At 71.1% G+C, this 18,330-nt stretch carries 15 protein-coding genes; 11 read left to right on the top strand and 4 right to left on the bottom strand.

The genetic code is table 11. From position 1 onward, the window contains the following. Positions 1-289 precede the first annotated feature (289 nt). Both HJC40_RS32765 and HJC40_RS32770 read left to right on the top strand, forming a co-directional pair. Entirely contained in the window at positions 290-1,552 is a 1,263-nt protein-coding gene (locus HJC40_RS32765) for an IPT/TIG domain-containing protein (protein ID WP_250007125.1), read from the top strand. A 108-nt stretch (positions 1,553-1,660) separates the two neighbouring features. Further along, positions 1,661-3,598 carry a S8 family serine peptidase gene (locus HJC40_RS32770; protein WP_250007127.1) on the top strand — a complete coding sequence of 646 codons (1,938 nt, stop codon included), beginning with the start codon at positions 1,661-1,663 and terminating at the stop codon, positions 3,596-3,598. Between the two features lie 33 nt (positions 3,599-3,631). Here the strand turns inward: HJC40_RS32770 and HJC40_RS32775 are convergent, their stop codons facing one another. Further along, positions 3,632-4,327 carry a hypothetical protein gene (locus tag HJC40_RS32775; protein WP_250007129.1) on the bottom strand — a complete coding sequence of 232 codons (696 nt, stop codon included), beginning with the start codon at positions 4,325-4,327 and terminating at the stop codon, positions 3,632-3,634. A 165-nt stretch (positions 4,328-4,492) separates the two neighbouring features. On the opposite strand from HJC40_RS32775, the gene HJC40_RS32780 reads away from it, so the two are divergent. Genes HJC40_RS32780 through HJC40_RS32800 form a run of 5 tightly spaced genes read left to right on the top strand, consistent with a single transcriptional unit; the run spans position 4,493 to position 9,564 of the window. After that, on the top strand, positions 4,493-6,124 hold the full coding sequence (locus HJC40_RS32780; RefSeq protein WP_250007131.1) for a S8 family serine peptidase: 1,632 nt from the start codon (positions 4,493-4,495) through the stop codon (positions 6,122-6,124). Between the two features lie 41 nt (positions 6,125-6,165). Beyond that, positions 6,166-6,765, top strand: coding sequence for a sulfite oxidase-like oxidoreductase (locus HJC40_RS32785; protein WP_250007133.1), 600 nt, complete (start codon positions 6,166-6,168; stop codon positions 6,763-6,765). Next, entirely contained in the window at positions 6,735-7,490 is a 756-nt protein-coding gene (locus HJC40_RS32790; RefSeq protein ID WP_250007135.1) for a ferredoxin reductase, read from the top strand. The genes HJC40_RS32785 and HJC40_RS32790 overlap by 31 nt, the downstream gene beginning before the upstream one ends. Then, a complete protein-coding gene (locus HJC40_RS32795; protein ID WP_308200968.1) occupies positions 7,487-7,771 on the top strand; it encodes a DUF6510 family protein in 285 nt (94 codons plus the stop codon). Before HJC40_RS32790 ends, HJC40_RS32795 begins: the two co-directional genes overlap by 4 nt. 2 nt (positions 7,772-7,773) lie before the next feature. Next, positions 7,774-9,564 (top strand): UvrD-helicase domain-containing protein, encoded by a 1,791-nt coding sequence (locus tag HJC40_RS32800; protein WP_250007137.1) that lies wholly within the window; start codon positions 7,774-7,776, stop codon positions 9,562-9,564. 202 nt (positions 9,565-9,766) lie between these two features. Here HJC40_RS32800 and HJC40_RS32805 read toward each other — a convergent pair whose 3' ends face one another. Then, positions 9,767-10,147 (bottom strand): hypothetical protein, encoded by a 381-nt coding sequence (locus HJC40_RS32805; protein ID WP_250007139.1) that lies wholly within the window; start codon positions 10,145-10,147, stop codon positions 9,767-9,769. A gap of 220 nt (positions 10,148-10,367) precedes the next feature. Here HJC40_RS32805 and HJC40_RS32810 point away from each other — a divergent pair, with 220 nt between their 5' ends. From HJC40_RS32810 to HJC40_RS32820, 3 genes are all read left to right on the top strand, one after another. Continuing rightward, positions 10,368-11,168: an SGNH/GDSL hydrolase family protein gene (locus tag HJC40_RS32810; RefSeq protein WP_250007141.1), complete on the top strand. Its 801-nt coding sequence runs from the start codon at positions 10,368-10,370 to the stop codon at positions 11,166-11,168. Positions 11,169-11,606: 438 nt separating this feature from the next. Then, positions 11,607-11,897 carry a PLD nuclease N-terminal domain-containing protein gene (locus tag HJC40_RS32815; protein ID WP_250007143.1) on the top strand — a complete coding sequence of 97 codons (291 nt, stop codon included), beginning with the start codon at positions 11,607-11,609 and terminating at the stop codon, positions 11,895-11,897. Positions 11,898-12,391: 494 nt separating this feature from the next. Next, entirely contained in the window at positions 12,392-14,581 is a 2,190-nt protein-coding gene (locus HJC40_RS32820) for a carbohydrate-binding protein (protein WP_250007145.1), read from the top strand. 330 nt (positions 14,582-14,911) lie between these two features. Here HJC40_RS32820 and HJC40_RS32825 read toward each other — a convergent pair whose 3' ends face one another. Further along, on the bottom strand, positions 14,912-15,517 hold the full coding sequence (locus HJC40_RS32825) for an HAD-IA family hydrolase (protein WP_284044066.1): 606 nt from the start codon (positions 15,515-15,517) through the stop codon (positions 14,912-14,914). A gap of 106 nt (positions 15,518-15,623) precedes the next feature. Here HJC40_RS32825 and HJC40_RS32830 point away from each other — a divergent pair, with 106 nt between their 5' ends. Then, positions 15,624-16,796, top strand: a complete 1,173-nt coding sequence (locus tag HJC40_RS32830) for an MFS transporter (RefSeq protein ID WP_250007149.1) — start codon at positions 15,624-15,626, stop codon at positions 16,794-16,796. A gap of 54 nt (positions 16,797-16,850) precedes the next feature. Here the strand turns inward: HJC40_RS32830 and tuf are convergent, their stop codons facing one another. After that, positions 16,851-18,041, bottom strand: coding sequence for an elongation factor Tu (gene tuf, locus HJC40_RS32835; RefSeq protein ID WP_250007151.1), 1,191 nt, complete (start codon positions 18,039-18,041; stop codon positions 16,851-16,853). Between the last annotated feature and the right edge of the window lie 289 nt (positions 18,042-18,330).

Raw genomic sequence — 18,330 nt, forward strand, 5'->3', positions numbered from 1 at the left:
ATCAGGAGTCCGCCGACGCCCAGGACCGCCGCCAGTCCTACCGCTCCGATGGCGGCCTTGCGCTGGGTCGAGATGCCGGCGCGGCTCTTCGATGAGGGCTCGTGTCCGTGTTCGGCCATGCGTCTCATCTTTCCAGGAGGCGTGGCAAATCTGGCTCAAAGCCATCGAACCATCCGCCATCGGGACCATATCCCGCGTTTTCCGCAAACCCCGGAGCCGGGCTCACTAGGCTCCACGTGCGCCGACTCCACTCGCCGGCCGCTGCCTCAGCCATCGGGAGGATTACGCTGTGCGCACCGTTCCGCTCGTTCGCGCCGCCTTGGCGAGTTGCGCGTCCACCGCGCTCATCGTCACCGCCACCGCCACGGCCGCGGCGGCTGCGCCCCCGGTGATGACGCTCAGCAGCATCGGTGGGCCGAGCGGCGGTGGCAACACCATCACCGGCACGGTCGCCGCCACCGCGACGAACCCGGGGCCGTTCCCGGCCGGCGCCAGTCCGACGGTTCAGTTCCAGTACGTCGGGGGCAAGTCGACCGCCTGCAGCACCAGCGCCAAGGCCGTCGCCGCCATCGCCGGGGAGGGCACCACCACGACGGCCGGCGTGCTCACCGTCGACCCCGACCTGGTGAAGCGGATCTCCCAGACGAAGATCGGCTTCCAGGTCCCGGCCGCTTCCTACCCGGCCACGGTCGACGGCCAGGCCAGCACGGTCAACCCGTCCGGGCTCGTGCTGATCGGCAACCAGACGACGGCGAAGTGGAACATCTGCGTCTACGACAGCGACTCGACATCGACGAGCACCCTGCTCGCCACCGCGCCGTACACGCTGGCCGTGCGGCCGCTGATCAGCGCTGTCCTGCCGGCGAGCAGCCCCGTCTCGGGCGGACAGGCGATCACGGTGACCGGTGTCGGGTTCTCCGCCGCCGGGAACTCGACCACGGCGTCCATCGGCGGCGCCTCGCTCACCAACGTCCGGGTCGCGGCCAACGGCAAGAGCTTCACCGCGGTGACGGCGGCGCGGTCGGCCGGCGCCAATCTGACGCTCACCGTCAACACTCCGGGCGGCCCGGTGATCAGTTCCGATCCGGACAACAACGGCAAGGAAGCGGACGGCGACCCGCTGACGGCGGATACGCCGATCTATTTCGAGTACAGCAACGGCGTGACCGTCACGCCTGACACTGCACCTCCCGGATCCAGAGTCAACATCTCGGTCCGGGGAGTCGGCTTCCAGCAGCTGACCTTCAAAGACACGGCCGCCGCGACGGATGCGACCGCACACGTCTTCCTCGTGAAGGACGCCTACGACCCGGCCACCAACCGCGGCGTACAGGAGTGCAAGCAGGTGCTGGTGGTCAACGACACCGAGCTCATCTGCACCCTCGACCTGAAGGGTGACCGCTTCAACCCCGACGGCACCAGCGCAAGCGGTCCGGTACCCGAGGGCAGCTACACCGTGACCGTTGTGGCCAGCGGCGCGACGACCGCCGGTGACGCGGCCAAGGCGACGATCGTGAGCAGCGGCTCGACCTTCACCGTCAGCCCGTTCTGACCCGATCACCCGGCCTCTGAGCCGGCAACGCATCTGCACCACGGAAAAGTCTGGCGACAGCCGACGCACGGCCGATTCCTCTCCCTGACCACCAAGGGGAGGACGACCATGAAGAAGCACCTGCGCCGTTATGCGGTTGGCGCACTTGCCATCGGCGCCGTAGCCGGAGGCGCCGCGATCGCCCTGCCCACCACTGTCACGTCGGCGAGCGAGTGGCACCCGGCCACGTACAACCTGACCGAGACCCCCGACGAACTCCTGCCGACCACCGTGTCGACGCAGGCGCCCGTGCGCGTCGTCACCACGAGCCTCGACGCCGACGGCAAGCCGGTCATCAAGGTCACCACCGCCACCAGCAAGACCGCCGCCGCCAAGGCCGTCAAGGCCGGCCAGAGCGCCCAGAACGCCGTAGGCGTCGAGCTCGACGCGGTCACCACAGCCACCGCCGTTCCCACCGGCAGCGACTCGTATCGCAGCCAGCAGTGGGACTTCAGCAAGATCTCCGTCCAGACCGCCTGGCCCAAGTCGACCGGTTCCGGCGTGACCGTCGCCGTGCTGGACACCGGCGTGGACGCAAACCACCCGGACCTGGCCGCCAACGTCCTCTCCGGCTATGACGCGGTCGCCGACAAGGCCGGCGTCAGCACCGACCCCAACGGGCACGGCACGCACGTCGCCGGGACCATCGCGGCCGTCACCGGCAACGGGCTGGGCATCAGCGCCATCGCGCCCGATGCCAAGATCCTTCCCGTACGGGTACTCGGCTCGAACGGGTCGGGCTACATGTCCGACGCGGCCGAGGGCATCGTGTGGGCCGCCGACCACGGGGCGAGCGTCATCAACATGTCGCTCGGCTCCTCGTCGAAGGTCAGCGCCGTCACCAACGCCATCACGTACGCCCGCAGCAAGGGTGTCACCGTCGTCGCCGCGGCCGGGAACGAGCGGGCCAAGGGCAGCCCGACCAGCTACCCCGCCGCCGACGCCGGCGTCATCGCGGTGGCTGCGACCGACTCGTCCGACAAGGTGGCCACCTATTCGAACGCGGGCAGCTACGTCGACGTGGCCGCGCCCGGCTCCTCGATCCTCAGCACCTATCCGACGGCGCTGGGCAGCAAGACCGGGTACGTCTCGATGAGCGGCACCTCCATGGCCGCCCCGCACGTCGCCGCGGTCGCCGCGCTGCTCGAGGCCTACCAGCCGGCGCTGACCCCGGACCAGGTGCAGGCCGCGCTGGAGAGCTCGTCCGTCGACCTGGGCCCGAAGGGCCGCGACAACGACTTCGGCTACGGCCGCATCGACGCCGCCGCCGCACTCGCCGCGGTCACGAAGACCCCCACGAGCCCGGCCACCACGAGCCCGGCCCCGACCACGAGCCCGACCACGAGCCCGGCCCCGACCACGAGCAGCCCCACCCCGTCGCCCTCCAAGACCACGACCGGCGCTCCGACCCCGACCCCGTCGGCCAGCAAGCCGACCGCGACGCCGACCCCGAGCAAGACCACCACCAAGCTCGCGCCCACCATCACCGTCACCACCTCGCCGACCTCCGCCGTCTACGGCAGCACCAGCACGATCACCTACACCGTGACCGCGTCCGGCTCGGCCTGGGCCGGCAAGGCCGTACAGATCGGCCTCGCGAGCGCCGGCTCGTCGAGGTACAGCTTCACCAACGCCAAGACCGACGCGTACGGCCGGGTGGCGATCTCGGTGAAGGCCACCGCCAGCTTCGACATCAAGCTGGTCGTCCCGGCCACCGCCACCTCGGTGGAGGTCGTCTCGCCGCTCACCACCTTCACGGTCCGGAGCCAGGCGGCGGTCCGGAGCCAGGCCGCGCACTCGCTCGACGTCGTGCTGACCGGGCCGACCGGGCAGAAGGTCGCGGTTCAGGAGTACGTGAAGGGCAAGTGGGTGACGGTCCGCGCGTTCACCGCGGCCAAGGCTCACACCACCGTCACCGGTCTGCCGTCCGGCGCGACGGTCCGCGTGGTCGTCCCGACCACGACCGAGGTCGCCGGCGTCACCACCGCTTCGATCAAGGTCGCCTGACGAAGCACCGCAAGCCGAGGACCCCGGGGCTGCTCAACGGCCCCGGGGTCCGACGCGTAGCCGGGCCCATTCCCGGTCGATAACCGCGACGCTCTCACCCGACGACGGGCGTCCCTGCTCGGCCACGGCCACGGTGACCACGCTGCGGCTCGGCGACGTGCGCCAGCACACCAGCATCGACGGCATCACCCGTACCCGTTCCCCGGACGCCGACCGCACCGTCTTGGTGCAGCGGGCCGCACCGACCACCCACCCCGGGTCGCCCGCGATGGCCAGTTCCGGCCGGCCCGTGAGGTCGAAGCCGGCCGAGGTCACCCGGATCGTGCCCGAATCGGTCCGCTCGTCGTGCTTGGTGAGCCGGGCCGCGGCCGCCACACCCGGCGACGCGGCCGGAGTGGGCGAGGCCGAGGAGGGCGGCGGCGGCACGGGGCTGGCCTCCTGTCGTACGCCGGCACGGGTGACCCGCCCGATCGCCGGCCCGGCGGCCCGGGACCGCGACGCCGCGGCCGACGGCCGGGAGGGCGACGGCGACGGCAGCGGCGCGATCGACCTCGGCTCCCGCAGGGTTGTCGTGCGGGACAGGTCGATCAGCTGGCTCTGCACGACGAACGCGCCCGCCCCGGCCATCGCGGCCAGGCCGGCCAGCCCCACGCCGAGCTGTTTGCGCCGCTGGTTGCGCCGTTCCCGGGCCAGCGATCGGTAGACACCGTTCTCGTCCTGCACTGTCATCTGCGCGGGGTCCTCGTCCCAGGGCGGATCGGTCGCGGGGCGACCTCGGTCCGATCGTTCCACCGAGACGGACATAGCGCTCTAAAACCACCGAACGAACGGCGAAACCGAGTCGCACCGCATCGCTCCCCGTCATGTCAACCGGCGCTGCCGAATCGGTCTGACATGAAGAAGCTGAGTGTGGGTGCCGTCGTCCTGACCGCCGTCGCGGGTGCTGTCGCGCTGGCGCTGCCGGAGCCGGAGCCGGCCTGGCGGCCGGTGACCCACAATCTCTCCGTGAGCCCGGCCGGTCTGCTGCCGCCGGTGGTCTCCCAGACCCGTCCGGTACGGGTGGTGAGCACCCGCCTCGACCGCGACGGCCGTCCCGTCGTGGCCGCCCGCACCGCCACCGACCGGGACTCGGCCGCGGCGCTGGTCGCCGACGGGCAGCGCGCGCCGGGCGCCGTCAGCGTCGAGCTGGACGCCCCGGTGACGGTGGCCCAGGTCGACCCGCTCCTGCCCGCCCAGTGGGATCTCGCCCGCGTCCGGGTCGACGGCGCCTGGCCGCGCTCGACCGGCGCCGGGACCACGGTCGCGGTTGTGGACAGCGGTGTCGACGCCACGCATCCCGACCTCGCCGGGCAGGTGCTGCCGGGCGCCGACTTCATCACCCACACCGAGGGCACGTCCGTCGACCCGCACGGGCACGGCACGCACGTGGCCGGCACGATCGCCGCGCTCACCGGCAACGGCGTGGGCGTGGCGGGCATGGCGCCGCAGGCCCGCATCCTGCCGGTCCGGGTGCTCGGGGCGGACGGCTCCGGCTACATGTCGGACGTGGCCAACGGCATCGCGTACGCCGCGGACCACGGGGCCGACGTCATCAACATGTCGATCAGCTCGACCTGGCAGGTCGCCGCGGTGAGCAACGCCGTCGCGTACGCGCGCAGCAAGGGTGTCGTGGTCGTGGCGGCCGCCGGCAACGCCCGCGCCCAGGGCAGCCCGGTCAGTTTCCCGGCGGCCGACGCGGGTGTCATCGCCGTCGCCGCGACCGCCTGGAACGACAGCGTCGCCGGATACTCGAACCGCGGCGGGTACGTCGACGTGGCCGCCCCGGGCAGCGACATCCTCAGCACCTTCCCGGGCGACCGCTACGTACGGATGAACGGCACGTCCATGGCCGCGCCGCACGTCGCCGCCGTGGCCGCGCTGCTGAAGGGGGCCGACCGGTCGCTCACGCCCGACCAGGTGGAGTCCGCGCTGGCGTCGTCGGCCGTCGACCTGGGCCAGCCGGGGCGCGACGACGACTTCGGCGCCGGTCTGATCGACGCCGCGGCCGCCCTGTCCACCGTCGCCCCACCGAGCCCCAGTCCGGCCGTCACCACCGTCGCGCCGGCGCCGGCCCCCGAAGTCACGACCACCACGCCGGAACCGCCGGCCACGGTCACGCCCAGCCCGACGCCGAGCGAGACCCCCACGTTCAGCGAAACGCCCACCCCCAGCGAGACGCCCACGCCCACCGATTCGTCCAGCCCGGCCCCGAGTGCCACCGCGACGCCGAGCCCGAGTGCCACCCCGTCGTCCGCAGCGCCCGTCCGGCTCGACATCCGGCTCGTCCGCCCCGGCCCGGGCAAGCTCACCGTCGTCGTCGTGGGAGTCACCGGCGTACCCGTCGAGATCCAGCAGCGGGCGGGTGCGGAGTGGACGACCGTGCGCACCTACCCGGCCACCACTATCGCCCGGTTCGTCGACCTCGTCCCGGGCCTGGAGCACCGGGTCGTCGTGTCGGGCGCCACAAGCGACGTGATCCGGCTCTGAGTGCTGTCCACCGAAAAGATCATCCGGTTTACTCATCACCCATGGGCATCATTTCCAGGGGATTCGGCGGCCGCCGACGAGAGTCGGTGCCCGGACTGCCGCCCGGTCAGTACCTCACCCACGACTTCCCGGTGCTTTCGGCCGGGCCGACCCCGCGCATCCCGCTCGACCGCTGGCGCTTCACCGTCACCACGGAGACCGGCGATCAGAAGAGCTGGAACTGGACGGAGTTCCAGGCGCTGCCGGCCGACGACGTCACGGTCGACATCCACTGCGTCACCAAGTGGTCCAAGCTCGGCACCACCTGGCGGGGCGTCTCGCTCGACACCCTGCTGGCCGACGTCGAGTCGGCGGCCGACTACACGATGGTCCACAGCTTCGGTGGCTACACCACCAACGTACCGATGGAAGATCTGCTCGACGGCAAGGCCTGGGTGGCGTACAAGTTCGATGGTGAGGATCTCGAGCCCGAACACGGCGGCCCGGCCCGGCTCCTCATTCCCCACCTGTACTTCTGGAAATCGGCGAAATGGGTCAACGGCGTGCAGCTGATGACCGAGGACGACCCCGGTTTCTGGGAGGCCGCCGGCTATCACATGTACGGAGACCCATGGCGCGAACAGCGGTATCAGGGCGACTGATCTGGCGGGCGGCGACCGTTGCCGAAGCCCGCTGGGAGTCGCCGACGGCACGCACGCTGGTGCTCGACGTTCCGGACTGGCCGGGCCACCTGCCCGGCCAGCACGTCGACGTACGCCTGACCGCCGAGGACGGATACAGCGCCCAGCGCAGTTATTCGATCGCCTCGGCCTGGCCCGAGCCCGGCGGCAAGGTCGAGCTGACCGTCCAGCGGCTCGACGACGGTGAGGTGTCGCCCTACCTGACCGACACCGTTCAGGTCGGCGACCAGGTCGAGCTGCGCGGCCCGGTCGGCGGCTGGTTCGTCTGGCGCGACAAGCAGCCGGCGCCCGTTCTGCTGCTCGGCGGCGGCTCGGGCGTAGTGCCGCTGATGGCCATGGTGCGGGCGCGGGCCCTGGCCCGCACCAAGCAGCCGTTCCGGCTGATCTATTCGGTACGGACGCCGGAGGATCTGTTGTACGCCGACGAGCTGCGCCGCCGTGTCCGCGACGACGCCGGGCTCGACGTGCACTACGTCTACACCCGGAAGACGCCCGACAACTGGCCCTCGCCCCCGAAGAGGATCGACGTGGCCGCCCTGAACACGTACGGTTGGCCGCCGGACTTCGCACCGGACTGCTTCGTGTGCGGACCCACGACGTTCGTCGAGACCGCAGCCGACATTCTGGTCGCGCTCGGTCATGACCCGCGCCGGATCCGCACCGAACGCTTCGGAGGGACGTCGTGACAGCACCCGGGGACAGGGCGGCGGCGCTCGACGGCAACGCCATGGCCGGCGATCTGCGCGAGATCTTCGCGGTCGACGTGACCTCGGCGCGCTTCATGTGTGCCGGCTGCACGCACACCGACGCGGTGGCCACCCTGATGCTGTGGCACCAGGCGCCCGGGCTGGTGGCGCGCTGTCCCAATTGTGACGACGTGGTGATGCGGGTGGTTCGCGCGCCCGACCGCGTCTATCTCGATCTGCGAGGCAGCGTACGCCTCGAAGTGCCGCTCGAAGGCAGCTGACCTTGACCCGCCCGGGGCCGCCGGACGAGTTGCTGGCCGGAGCCGGCGAGTACGCCGAGTCCATCCGCACCGCCCAGGACGAGCTCATCCGCACGGCGCCCGAGAGCGTGCTGATGATCGTGGGCGGTCCGGGCACCGGCAAGACGGACACGGCGCTGCGCCGGGTGGCCTGGCTGCTCGACGACCCCGAGCTGGGTCTGACCAGCGGCGAGGTGCTGGTCGTGGGTCCGTCGCACGCGTTCGCCCGGCGCACCCGCGCGCTGCTCGAAGCCTGGGGTCATGACGGGGTCGCGCACAGCTCGATCGACGGGCTGCTGCCCAAGGCGGTCACCGGCCGGCCCGAGGCGCCGTACGTGACCCGGCTCAAGGGCGAGGCGCGGATGGCCGGCCTGCTCGGCCGGGCCCTCGAGAAACGCCGCAAGCGTCAGGCCTACCTGCCGTCGGTCATCACCGTACGGGGGCGGGTGGTGCGGCTCGACCCGGCGACGATCGAACGGGTGATCGCTACGGCCAAGGCCAGCGAGGCGACGGCCGGCGACCGGCGGCGCCTGCTGCGGGCGGCGCTGGTGGCCGGCACCCAGGACCCGCGGCTGATCCTGGACGCGGCCGATCAGCTGGCCGACCGGTTGTGGCCCGAGTTCGAGGCGACGACGTTCCTGGCCGAGCTGTTCGCCTCGCGGGCTCTGCTGACCGAGGCGGCCGCGGGCGAGTTCACCGACCGCGAGATCGACGCGCTGTGCCGGGTGACGGCCGAGGACCCGCCGTTCAGCGACGCCGACCTGCCCCTGCTCGACGAGGCCGAGCACCTGTCCGGCCTCGAACCGCAGACGTACGCCCATGTCGTGGTCGACGAGGCGCAGGACCTCTCGCCGATGCAGTTGCGCGCGGTCTCCCGCCGCTCGTCGACCGGCTCGCTGACCGTGGTCGGCGACATGGCCCAGTCGACCGGCCCGTGGGCGCGCGACGACTGGCACGACGTGCTCGCGCACCTGCCGTCGGAGATGCCGCACGTGCACCGCGAGCTGCGCTTCGGCTATCGCGTGCCCCGCCAGATCTTCGACCTCGCGGCCGAGCTGCTGCCGACCGCGGCGCCCAGCGTGCAGCCTCCGACGACCGTGCGGGACGGGACGGCCGACCCGGTGATCGCCCCGGTGGACCCGGCCGGGCGGGCCGCCGTCGTGGTCGCCGCGGCCGCCGACCACGCGGCGGACGGGCGCTCGGTCGTGGTCATCTGCCCGGCCCGTTGCCGCGACGAGATCGAGGCGGCGCTGCGGGCGGAGGAATTGCCCTGGGGAACGGCTCCCGGCGACGGCCGCGGCCCGGCGATCACCCTGCTGAGCCCGCACGAAGCCAAGGGTCTCGAGTTCGACGCGGCGATCGTGGTCGAGCCCGGCTTCATCGTCGACGACGACCCGCGCGGGCACCGGCTGCTCTACACGGCACTGACCCGGGCGACCGGTCACCTGCATCTGGTGGGCGCCCCGGAGGACCTGCCGGCCGATCCCGGTACGCACGGTGGCGCCCCCGGGCTCGTCGCGGACGAACCGGGCCTCACCGAAGCGGGCCCCGCCGAACCGGGTCTCGCCCCTGAGCCGTCACCGCCGGGCCTCGCCCCTGAGCCGTCACCGCCGTCCGAGGCGCCGCCCGTCGTGCTCGACCCCGCCGTACAGGAGCAGATCGACATGGTCGCCCAGGCGCTGGCCGAGACGCTGCTGGGCAGCCTGACGCCGGAGCTGTGGCCGGTCGCGCTGGACCGGCTGATCGAGCTGATCAGCCCCGATCCGGCGGCATGAGCGTCAGCCCTGAGCCGGCGTTGTGCGCGTCAGCCCTGAGCCGGCGTTGTGCGCGTCAGCCCCGAGCCGGCGTTGTGCGCGTCAGCCCCGAGCCGGCGTTGTGCGCGTCAGCCCTGAGCCGGCGGCATGAGCATCAGCGCTGAGCCGGCGTTGTGCGCGTCAGCCCCGAGCCGGTGGCATGAGCATCAGCCCTGACTCGGCGTCAGGAGCGGAAGCCGCCGCGCAGGCGCTGAGCTAGGGAGATCGGCGAGGGCGGGCGGTCGGCCGCGGGCCGGGGCCGCGACGGGATGGACCGGCCGACCGGGCGGTCGTAGTCGGCGGTGGCGATCGCCTCGATGATCTGGCCGTCGCCGAAGTTCTCCGAGTCGGGGATCGAGGGGACGAAACCGACCAGGATGCCGTTACGCATGATCTGAGCCTCTAGCCCGGCCGTGCCGTCGTTGTCCCAGATGGCCTCGCGGCCGTCGGGAAGCACCACGCGGATGCCGTACTGGGTGACGCCGGCCTGCGGCAACTTCACATGGGCGAAGACATCGCGTGCCCGCAGCGTCTCGACCATCCGGCGTGCCCGTTCCTCTTCCATGGTCCGACGTTAGCGAGGCCGTCTGAGGGCATCCTGAAGATCAGCTGTGCCGCTCGTGTGAAAGCCCGTCGCCCCGGGGCGGCGCCGACGCCGAAGACATCGATGAACGTTACTAGCCCGTAACAGCAATGTCACCGTGTTTCTTTTCCCGCAACACTGAATTACCGTTCAGTAACCGGAGCGCTCCGGCTTCCCTCCCCCACGGACCGGAGGCCACTCGATGGGCAGACGTCTTTCCCTTCTCGGCTGTCTCATATCCACGTCCCTGCTGTCGCTGGTCGTCGCGGCCCCCGCCGCCGCGGCCGTCGACCCAGCCGTGACCGACTACGTCGCCCTCGGTGACTCCTACTCCTCGGGCGTGGGCGCGCCCGGTCAGAACATCTTCTGCCTGCGCAGCAAGCAGGGCTACCCCGGCCAGTGGGCAGCGCGGAACAAGCCGAAGTCGTTCACCGACCTCAGCTGCGGCGGCGCCGTGACCAACGACGTACGAAGCCTGCAGATCCCGTTCCTGAGCAGCCGCGCCGACCTGATCAGCATCACCATCGGGGGCAACGACGCCGGCTTCGCGCCCACCGTGCTCGGCTGCCAGGTCGGCACCGACGCGGCCTGCCTCGACAAGGTCGCCACCGCGCGCACCGACATCACCGGCTCGCTGCCCGGCAAGCTCGACGCCACGTACGCGGCCATCGAACGCAAGGCCCCGAATGCGAAGGTCGTGGTGCTCGGCTACCCGATCCTGTTCGACACCGCGTCGGCGTCATGCGGGCTGGCCGGCATGAGCCTGGCCAAGCGCCGGGCTCTCAACGAGGGCGCGCAGGTGCTCAACGACGTGATCGAGGCTCGCGCCCGAGCAGCCGGCTTCACCTTCTCGGACGTACGCGACGAGTTCGCCGGCCACGGCATCTGCTCGTCGTCGCCCTACCTGAACGGCCTCACCGTCGTCCCCCCACAGAACTCCTTCCACCCCAACGTCAACGGCTACACGTACGGCTACCTGCCCGCACTGGTGAGCGCCCTCTAGCCACGGCCGGTCCCGGGTGCCCCCACGGCCGCCCGGGACAGCCCGCCGCCCGCTTCGGCAGATCACCCTCCCGGCCCCCCGCCGCGCAGACCGCCCCTCATCCAAGCTCCCACCCCACCGACGACCGGCGAAAGCCCGTCCCCCGCGCAGCGCAGCTCTCACCCAAACGCCCACCCACCGATACCGGCGAAAACCCGCCCCCCGCGCAGCACAGCTCTCACCCAAACGCCCACCCACCGATACCGGCGAAAGCCCGCCCGCCGCGCAGCTCTCACCCGAACGCCCACCCGCCGATACCGGCGAAAGCCTGCCCCCCCGCGCACGGCGAACCTCACCCGGACGCCCTGCTCCCCGCAGAACCGCGGGAGCTCGGCCGCCACCGGAAAGCACCCGCCCGGGACCGTCCGGCCGCCCCGTCAGCCGGGATCGTTTCCGGACATGGCTAGCGTCTTCGTTCTCCTGCTCCTGCTCGACCTCGCGCTGGTGATCATCGCCCTGGTCGACTGCCTCCGCGCCGACGAGAACGAGATCCGCACAGCCCCGTGGACCGCCTGGATGTTCGCCATCTTGCTGATCTCCCCGTTCGGAGCGATCGCCTGGTTCGTCAAGGGCCGCCCGGTCCCCAAGGTGCAGCTGCGCCCCCGCCCCGTCTTCGTCGCCCCGGACGACAACCCCGACTTCCTCACGTCCCTGGCCGCCGCGATCCGTCGCCCGGACGACGAAAGCTGACCTCCACATGTGAGTGCCGCTGGGAACCATCAGCTACAACCGTCGCGCAAGAAGCCGACGTGCGCAGTCTGGCCGGTCGACCCGTGGGCCACCCCAACCCGTGGACAACGTCAGACGGCGCCTCTCGGCCCCGATCGCGGAATCAGGAGACGCGCACGTTCATGCCGAACGATGGCTCTCGCCGCAGACACAGACCGGCAAGCACGCTGCAGCTCAGTCCGGACCGGGGAAGCGACGGACATACGCGCCAGGCGTGGCTCCGGCTGTGGAAACACGTGCGTGTGGACAGCACGTCTGTACTGCATCTCAGCGTGGATTGTGGAACTGGCGGACATGCTCGTCAGACCGGGGCTGACCTGTGGACAACTCTGGCTTGTGGACGACGCCGCGGGTGGCGTCTCCCGGTTCCGGGTTTCCGAAGTGTTGCCTATTAGTTAAAGACCTTAATAAACTCCCGGGGCGGATAGTGGATGATCTATATCCTGGGAGATCTTGTGAAGCGATCCTTGACCGCGGCCCTGGCCGTGGCATCGACGGCCGCGGCGCTGCTGGCAGCCCCGCCTGCGACGGCAGGTGGTGAGCGAAGCACGGTGACGGGCACCTACTCGACGGGGGCGGCCGATGCCTGGGTGCCGCTGCCCACGACGCGGGTCGGGGACGGTGTGGGCAAGGCTGTGGACGCGACCGTCGTCGTCGACCCGTCGCAGCGACGACAGCGCTACAGCGGCATCGGCATGTCGATCGACGAAACCAGCGTGTCGAACCTGTGGAAGCTGACCCCGGCCGAGCGCGAGAAGGCCGTGCGCCTGCTGGTCGACCCGAAGACCGGCGCGGGCTTCGACCGGTTCCGACTGACCATCGGCAGCCCGGACCTGATTGAGCACCTGCCGTTCTGGTCCTACGATGAGCTGCCCGCGGGCGTCACCGAGGACTTCGGCCTCAAGTACTTCTCCATCCAGCGCGACATCGACCTGCACATGGTCGAGGCGGTCAAGCTGATCCAGAAGTACAACCCCCGGGCCACGTTCTTCGCGTCGGCCTGGAGCGCGCCGTCCTGGATGAAGACCAACAACCGCTTCACCGGTGAGGTCGCGCTCAAGCCGGGCAGCACCACCGAGCACTACCAGGTGGGCAAGCTGCGCGACGACTGTATCGACGTGTTCGCTCGCTATTACGTCAAGTACATCCAGTCAATGCGTCAACACGAAATCAATGTTGACGCGATCACGATGTTGAACGAGCCCGGTATGGACGTCGTCTACCCGGCCATGGACATCAGCGTCGAGCAGCAGCAGAAGCTCGCCGTCGCGATCAAACGTGAGGTGCGCCGGGCCGGCCTCGACACCGAGCTCTACGTGCACGACTTCAACTTCTGGGACTGGCGCGACCCGAACAGCACGGCGACCAAGAACTACTACCGGATCATGAACGACCCGGCCACGCGCCAGGCCACCGACGCCATCGCCTTCCACCCGTACTGGGGCGATCCCGCCGTCATGCGCGACGCCCGCCGGGAGTTCGGCAAGCCGGTGCACATGACCGAGACGAGCGACCTCAACCCGGCCACCGTGCTCAACTACTTCCGGCTCGACGCGAGCAGCTACACGCTGTGGGCGCAGGCCACCGACCAGACCGGCGGCACGCTGCACTGGACCGACAAGCGCGACAACAATGTGGACTGGGAGGAAGTCGGCCGCACCACCAAGTGGCCCGACCGGCTGGTCAAGGTCAACACCGACACCAAGACCTTCTCGGTCCGCGACGAGCTCTACATGCTGGGTGAGTTCGCCCGCTATCTGTCCCCGGACGACGTACGCGTGGAATCGAGCGCGCCGGCCGCGGGCGTCAGCAACGTCGTCTACCGCGACGGCGACCGGTTCACCGCGGTGCTGGGCAACTCCGCCGCGTCGGCCCGCAGCGTCCGGGTCGTGCTCGGCGGCCAGTCGTTCGTCGTCAGCGTCCCGGCGGGCTCCTACGCCACGTACCGGTGGAAGGCCGATCCGCCCCGCTGTGACCACGCCCCGGTCTTGCGGGACGTGCCGGCGCTCACCGCCGATCAGTACGCGACGACCCTGTTCCGGCTGTCGGCGACCGACCGCGACCGGGACCGGCTCGCCTACTACGCCACCGATCTGCCCGCCGGCGTCTCGCTGGACGCGGCGACCGGCGTGGTGACGCTGAGCCCGACCACCGCCGGCACGCAGAAACTGACCTTCTACGTGACCGACGGCGCGTCCCGCGACGAAGTGAGCGTCACGGTCACCGTCACGCCGAAGGGCGCCCCGATCGGCGCCCGGGTCGAAGCCGAGTCCTATGCCGCGCAGACCGGCTGGACCGAGGGCGGCGCGAACTTCGTCGAGAGCAACGCGGGCGCCAGCGGCGGCAAGAACATCGGCTGGACCGCCGCCGGCAACTCGTTGAGTTACCGCGTCGACGTCGCACAGGCCGGCTCGTACGACCTGGAGCTGCGGGTCGCCAACGGCTCGGGCGCGGTCGCGGCGGACGCCATCTCGTTCCGGGACGCGGCCGGTACGAACCTCGCCACCGTGTCGGTGCCCGACACCGGCGGCTGGGCGGCCTACCAGTCCGTGCACGTGCCGGTGACGCTGGCCGCGGGCGACCAGCTGGTCACCGTCTTCTGCGAGACCGGCGGCTTCAACCTGGACTACCTGCGGCTCAGCTGAGCCCAGCCGAGCTGCCGCGCCACAAGCGAAACCGGCCGCCTCAACCAGGACTGTCCGGCCGGGCTCAGCAGAGCCCGGCCGGGTGCCGCCGCTACACGCCAAGCGCGACGGCCGAGCAGATCGGCTTCGGCGACTGGACGCCGGCGGCCTCAGCGGCGGCTCAGCTGAGCCGCGGCTGGGTGCCGCTACAGGTGAATCCGGCGGCCTCTGCCCCGGCTCAGCTGAGCCGCGGCTGGGTGCCGCTACAGGTGAATCCGGCGGCCTCTGCCCCGGCTCGCCTGAGCCCGGCCGGGTGCCGCTACAGGTGAATCCGGCGGCCTCTGCCCCGGCTCAGCTGAGCCCGGCCGGGTGCCGCTGCCACGGCGGCGGGACGCGTACGGCTGCCATCCCCGCCGCTGCGGCGGCGCGTACGCCGAAGTCGGTGTCCTCGAAGACCAGGCAGCGTTCCGGCGGGACGCCGACCAGCGACGCCGCGATCAGGAAGCACTCCGGGTCGGGCTTGCCGTTCAGGTAGTCACCGGCGCACACCATCGCCTCGAACCGGTCGAGCAGCCCCAGCGTCGTCAGCGACGCGGTCACCGACTCGCGGCTGCTTCCGGAGACGACGGCGAACGGCACTTTCCCGTACGCGTCGAGGATGTGCTCCAGAACCTCGGGCACCGCCTCGACCGTGGGCAGCAGCTCCTGGAAGATCTGCTCGCGGCGGGCGTCCACGACCTCGACCGGCATCGCCAGGCCCTGCTGGGCGTTGAGGTCGGCGATCACCGAGGCCGGCGTGCGACCGCCCCACGCGTAGAACAGCTCCTCGGGGAACTCGGCGCCCCACTCCTCCAATGCCAACTGCCAGGCCTGGTAGTGGATCGGCATCGAGTCGGCGATCGTGCCGTCGCAGTCGAACAGGTACGCGTCGAACTCGCCCTCGGGCAGCGGCAACATCACGCGTCAACCTTAAAGAACGCTGCTGGTGTCCAGATCCGGGAGGCGCCGTTCGTCGGAGACATGGGACCCGCCCGGGTTCCGCGTCCGGCAACGGGAGGCCCGCGTGACCGTCAGTCCCCGTACCCTCGATCGACCCACGCCACAGCAGAGACACGACCGGTGGGCCGTCACCGCGGTCTTCCTTCTGAACGGGTTGACGCTGTCCACCTACATCGTGCGCGCCCCGTCGTTCAAGACCACCCACGATCTCAGCGACGCGCGGTTCGGGCTCAGCGGGCTGCTGTTCGCCCTGGCCGCGCTGGCCTGCATGCAGACCGTCGGCCCGCTCACCGCCCGGGTCGGCACGAGAGCGATCCTGCGGGTGGCCCTGGGGATCATGCCGCTGCTGCTGGCCGGCATCGCCGTCGCGCCGGGGCCGTGGTGGTTCATCGCCGGAGGGACGGTGCTGGGCGCGGTCCATGGCGCCACCGACGCGGCCATGAACGCGAGCGCGGTCGGCGTCGAGCGGGCGGCCGGACGACCGATCCTCAACGGCTGCCATGCGGCCTGGAGCGCGAGCGCGGTTGTCGCCTCGCTCTCCACCGCCGCGCTGGCCCAGGCCGGGGTTTCGCTCGCCACCCATCTCGTCGGTGCGGCCGCCGTCCTGCTTGTCGGCGGTCTGCTGGTCGGCCGCCGGTTGCCCGACACGGGCCGGGCCGCGTCCGAGCCGGCCACCACCGGCACCGTCGCGCGCGGCGGCTGGAGCCGATCGCTGGTCGTGCTGGGTCTCACGGCGACCGTGCTGATGATCTGTGAGGGTGGGACGCTCGGCTGGGGCGGGATCTTCCTGCACGAGGAACGGGGTGCCTCGCTGAGCCTGGCCGCGGCGGCCATCACCGCGTACACGGCCGGGCAGACCCTGGGACGTCTGACCGGGGACCGGCTCACCGGCCGCCGGGGCGGCAACGCGCTCTTCCGGCTCGGGGCGATGACGGCGGCCGGCGGGCTCGCGGTGGCCGTGCTGACCCCGCGCCCGGCCGTGGCGGTGGCCGGGTTCGCGCTGGCCGGGCTCGGCTCGTCGGTGCTGGTGCCGTTGACGTTCAGCGCCGTCGGCCGGCTGTCCGGCGCCGCCACGGCGGTGCTGGTGTCGCGGCTGACCACCTTCACCTACACCGGGATCCTGCTCGGCCCGGCCCTGATCGGCTGGGTCGCCGACCGGATCGGGCTGGACACCACGATGGCCGCGCTGATCCCGTTGCTGCTGCTGGTCGCCCTGGCGCCCCGGCCCAAGACGTGACCCAAGACGAGACGGGTGGCCGGCATTCACCGGCCACCCGTCATTCCCGCTGTCTCAGTCGAGCAGAGCCGTCACTGTGCCGGCGGCGACCGTACGGTTGCCCTCGCGCACCGCGAAGCCGGCGCCCACCTCGAGCGCGACCGGCTTGCCCAGCGTCACCGTCACCTTGTCGAGCGTGTCGCCCGGCATGACCAGGTCGAGCCCGCCCAGGTCCAGGCCACCGGACACGTCGGTGGTGTGGAAGAAGAACTGCGGACGGTAGTTCGTCTCGAACGGCGTGTGCCGGCCACCCTCCTCCTTCGTCAGCGCGTACATCCGCGCCTCGAACTTCTGGTGCGGCGTCACCGTGCCCGGAACCGCCACCACCTGACCGCGCTGCACCTGCTCACGCTTGATGCCCCGCAGCAGGACGGCCGCGTTGTCGCCCGCCTCGGCCGACTCCAGCGACTTGCCGAACGTCTCGAGACCGGTCGCCACGCTCGCGATGGTCGGGCCGAGCCCGACGACCTCGACCGGCTCGCCGACGCGCAGCGTGCCCCGCTCCACCTTGCCGGTCACGACGGTGCCCCGGCCGCTGATCGTGAGCACGTTCTCGATCGGCATCAGGAACGGCTCACCGAGCTCGCGCGGCGGGACCGGCACGTAGCTGTCGACCGCGTCGAGCAGCTCCACGATGGACTTCACCCACCGCGGGTCGCCCTCCAGGGCCTTCAGCGCGCTGACCCGGACCACGGGCACCTCGTCACCGGGGAACCCGTACTCGCTCAGCAGCTCCCGGACCTCGAGCTCGACCAGGTCGAGCAGCTCCGGGTCGTCGACCGCGTCGCTCTTGTTGAGCGCCACCACCAGGTACGGCACGCCGACCCGCTGGGCGAGCAGCACGTGCTCGCGGGTCTGCGGCATCGAGCCGTCCTGCGCCGAGACGACCAGGATCGCCCCGTCGACCTGAGCCGCGCCCGTGATCATGTTCTTCACGTAGTCGGCGTGACCCGGCATGTCGACGTGCGCGTAGTGCCGGGCCGGCGTCTCGTACTCGACGTGCGCGATGGTGATGGTGATGCCGCGGGCGGCCTCCTCCGGCGCCTTGTCGATGCCCTCGAACGCCACGTACCGGTTGGAGGCCGGGTCGCGGTCGGCGAGAACCTTCGTGATCGCGGCGGTCAGGGTCGTCTTCCCGTGGTCGACGTGCCCCATCGTGCCGATGTTGACGTGCGGCTTGGTGCGGATGAACTGGCTCTTGGCCATGGTTTTCTCTGTCCTCACTGGATGTAAGGGCGTTGGGGATGCGCGCCTGTTGCCAGGCAGAGCGCGCCAGAACCGCGCAGGGTGGAACCACCCTCCCCCTACGGTTCTGCTGCTGGTGGGGAAGGGTCAGATTCGCGTATCGGCGCCGCTGAGGAAACGCGCGCACACGGGAGCCGCCCCGGGGGGCAGCTGCAGACCGAGTGCGAACATGCGGATCACGGTAGGCCAGAACGCAGAACCCCTCCACCTAATTCCGCCCCCGTCGGCGACGGCGGGCCGGCGGGCCGAG

Origin of the sequence: Actinoplanes sp. M2I2 (assembly GCF_023544445.1) — a bacterium.
GTDB lineage: Bacteria > Actinomycetota > Actinomycetes > Mycobacteriales > Micromonosporaceae > Actinoplanes.